The organism is Mesorhizobium sp. M7A.F.Ca.US.002.01.1.1, from assembly GCF_004022955.1.
GTDB classification, from domain to species: Bacteria; Pseudomonadota; Alphaproteobacteria; order Rhizobiales; family Rhizobiaceae; genus Mesorhizobium; species Mesorhizobium ciceri.
Genome location: NZ_RZQE01000556.1, coordinates 1 through 3,475, shown reverse-complemented (window position 1 = coordinate 3,475; position 3,475 = coordinate 1). Strand labels below are relative to the sequence as shown.

At 62.9% G+C, this 3,475-nt stretch carries 3 protein-coding genes and 1 pseudogene; all 4 read left to right on the top strand.

Annotated elements, in window-relative coordinates:
* A pseudogene (locus EN932_RS31805) lies at positions 1–1,103 on the top strand (hydantoinase/oxoprolinase family protein); the annotation flags it as partial.
* A 19-nt stretch (positions 1,104–1,122) separates the two neighbouring features.
* Positions 1,123–2,238 (top strand): GTP cyclohydrolase I, encoded by a 1,116-nt coding sequence (gene folE / locus EN932_RS39810; protein ID WP_348630215.1) that lies wholly within the window; start codon positions 1,123–1,125, stop codon positions 2,236–2,238.
* 58 nt (positions 2,239–2,296) lie between these two features.
* The gene (locus EN932_RS31795) at positions 2,297–2,977 is read left to right on the top strand and encodes an RNA polymerase sigma factor (protein ID WP_128369355.1); all 681 of its coding nucleotides are present in this window, start codon (positions 2,297–2,299) and stop codon (positions 2,975–2,977) included.
* A gap of 117 nt (positions 2,978–3,094) precedes the next feature.
* A partial coding sequence (locus EN932_RS31790) for a DUF4142 domain-containing protein (RefSeq protein ID WP_164890720.1) occupies positions 3,095–3,475 on the top strand: 381 nt, incomplete at its 3' end.

Here is a 3,475-nt window from a genome sequence, read left to right as displayed (position 1 = left end):
CCATGGTGGAAGCCGTCGCCATGCGCACCTTTGGCCTCGGGGGAGATTCGGAAGTCTCGCTCCATGAGCGGTCGCTGACTTCGACGATCGTGCTCGGCCCCCGTCGGCTCGTGCCGCTGGCGCTCGCCGCTGTGAAGCACGGCGATGCCATCCATAATGGCCTCAAGCGGCAATTGCTCAGCCCCAACACCAGCCGGCTGGACGGCCGCTTCGCGTTGTGCACAGGTGTCCCCGAGCGTCTGGCTGCGGGCCTGACAGTTACCGAGGCGCGGCTCTATGCCGACATTTCGGCAATTCCCGCCGCGCTCGACCGGCTGCTCGTATCGACATCACAGGTCGCAACGCTCAATCGCCTGGTCGCGCGTGGTCTGGTGCATATTGCGGGCTTCACGCCATCCGATGCGGCCCATGTGCTCGGCCGGCAAGGGAATTGGGATCCTGTCGCGGCTCGACTGGGCGCCGAATTGTTCGCACGCAAGCGCGACGGCCAAGGGCATCGTGTCGCCAAAGGAGCGGAAGCATTTTCCGAGATGGTCCTCATCGCCGTCACCCGGCGTTCTGCAGAAGCCATTCTTGAAACAGTCTTTGCCGAGGACGGGCTGGATGGCGGCGTCTCTGTTGCCAATCCGCTGGTTCAGCGTGCCGTTGGCCGACGAGGCGGCATGGCGCAGCTGTCGATCGCACTCGACCGGCCGGTGATCGGCCTCGGCGCTTCGGCATCGCTTCACTATGCGGGGCTGCCGCCGATCATCGGCAATGCGTGCAAGATCGCCGAACACGCCGACGTTGCAAATGCGTTGGGTGCCGTCGTCGGGCAGGTACGGATGTCAGCGGAAGCCCGCGTCAGCCAGCCGGAGATCGGGCTTTTCCGTCTCAATTCCGGCCTGCGGCTGGACGATTTTGACACCGAGGACGAAGCAATGGCCGCCGCCGAAGCCCACATTCGCGCTCTGGCGGCAGGTCTCGCCGAGCGCGCCGGGACCGATCAGGCTCGGATCGAGATCTCACGGGACATAAGGGTTGCCACAATCGAGGGCGAGCGCAGTTTCGTCGAAGCCATCGTCGTCGCGACAGCCACCGGGCGGCCGCGGATCGCGTCCTGACCCGGATAGGGGCCGCCCTGTGACCACAGCCGGAACGTTGCGCAGGCTGGAGCCCTTCGCCGATCTGAAGACCGATATAGGCCCTGGTGCAAATGAATACTCCGCACGCCAGCGGGACTTTGCAGTGGGTGCATGTGCCGTCGACCGCCAGCAAATGGTCGCCGACGCGTACCAGGACCACCAGCTGACCGGCGGCATCGGCATTATCGCGATTGCCACGATGAACACACCAACAGCGAGGTCAGGGTCGGTTTCCGCGGGCTGTTTCGATGCCATCTTGGTTCTCCTTCACGATCCTGACGGCGTGCGTCGACCATGCGCCAGACATGAAATTGGATGCAGCGCTGTTCGAAAAGTTCCCGTGGTTCGCCACGGATGGGAACCTTCCTCCTGGGTGTCGTGCCAGTCGGGAACCAATCCTCGCCAGCCGCATCCAATGGTTTCGAGCGTGGAACTGGAGAGACCGATGGACCTGCATTCGCAAATTCTGAACGACACCGAAGATGGCGTGTCGGCCTCCGCCGAAGGAAATTCAGTGGGAGACGGCCAACCCAGAGCAGTCGGCCGCGTCCGGCCGACGCGCTTCGATGCTGAGGCCGCGGTCAGGACGCTGATCTCTTGGGCCGGCGACGATCCGGCCCGACCCGGTCTTATCGATACTCCTGCGCGTGTCGTTCGTGCCTATGAAGAGTGGTTTGCCGGCTATCGGCAAGATCCTGTGAGACTGCTCGAACGGACGTTCGATGAAATCGGCGGCTATAACCAGGCGGTCGAACTGCACGACATAGCGTTTCATTCTTTCTGCGAGCACCACATGGCCGCAATCCACGGCAAGGCGTACATCGCCTACATGCCCCTCAACCGCGTGGTGGGCATCTCCAAATTGGCAAGGGTCGTCGAGGCTTGCGCTCGCCGCTTGCAGGTACAGGAGCGGCTCACGGATGATATCGCTTGCGCGATCGAGGATGCCCTGCAGCCGGGTGGAGTGGCCGTCGTGCTTGTGGCCGAGCATGGCTGCATGACATCGCGCGGCGTCCACGCGCACGGCACCCGCATGGTCACCAAACGCATGCTCGGCGTTTTCGAGACGAACATCGATCTGAGGCGCGAATTCCTGTCGTCGATTCCGGTGTGACGAATTTTCAGGAACCTTGTTGTCGAGACCAATCTATTGAAGGGCAAGGAGACTGCTCATGTCGTACGTTCGGCGAGACGCGACCGAAATCATCGCTGCCTCTGGCGACCTGGAATTGACGCAGCGAGCCCTGGCGCGCGACGGCGCTGCCTTTCGCACCATTATCAAGACGCATAACCAGCGGCTTTACCGCATCGCGCGCGGCGTGGTGCGCAATGACAGCGAGGCCGAGGACATCGTCCAGGAGGCCTATGTCAGGGCCTTTGCCCATCTCGGCAGTTTTCGCGGCGATGCCTCGCTCGGCACGTGGCTGTCGCGCATCGTCATCAACGAAGCGCTCGGCCGGTTGCGTAAAAGACGGCGATCGGTGGCGATGCCCGAGAACCCGCAGGCCGAGATTATCCAGTTTCCCCTCAACCCCAGCGATGATCCGGAGCGGACAATGGCGCAACGGCAAATCCTGGCCCTTGTCGAACGGGCGACCGACAGCCTTCCAGATCTCTACAGGATGGTGTTCGTGGCGCGGGTGATCGAGGGCCTGAGCATTGAAGAGACTTCAGAACTACTCGGCGTGCGGCCCGAAACCGTCAAGACCCGCCTGCATCGCGCTCGCGCCCTGCTGCGCAAGGCGCTGGATGAACAGATCGGGCCGGTGCTGCTCGACGCCTTCCCCTTCGCTGGCCGGCGCTGCGAACGGTTGACCGCTGCCGTGATGAAGCGGCTCGGCCTGGAAGGCTGACCCATTTTCTGATTTGGCGGATTTTCGCGGGAACGTTTGCCGCCGCGCTGCATCCAATGATGCGTCAACCGGAAACGAAGCCCGAGGCGATCCCCGCATCCGGGCGAAGGAGATGTCATGCTTATTCGTCACACCGCCGCTCTGGCCGCCTTGCTGCTGCTTGGCACTGCCCCACTTGCGCAAGCCGCCGACAAACCAACCGACCCGCAGATCGCCCACATCGCCTATACAGCCGGCGTGATCGATGTCGAGGCGGCCAAGCAAGCGCTCAAGAAGTCGAAGAACAAGGAGGTGCTCGCCTTCGCCAAGGACATGGTCCGCGACCATGAGGCGGTGAATGTCCAAGCGCTCGACCTGGTCAAGAAACTCAAGGTGACGCCGGAAGACAACGCCACCAGCAAGGCGCTGACCAAAGCCGCCGCGGAGGAGCGGGCCAAGCTCGCCAAGCTCAAGGGAGCGGCCTTCGACAAGGCCTATGTCGACAACGAGGTAGCCTAT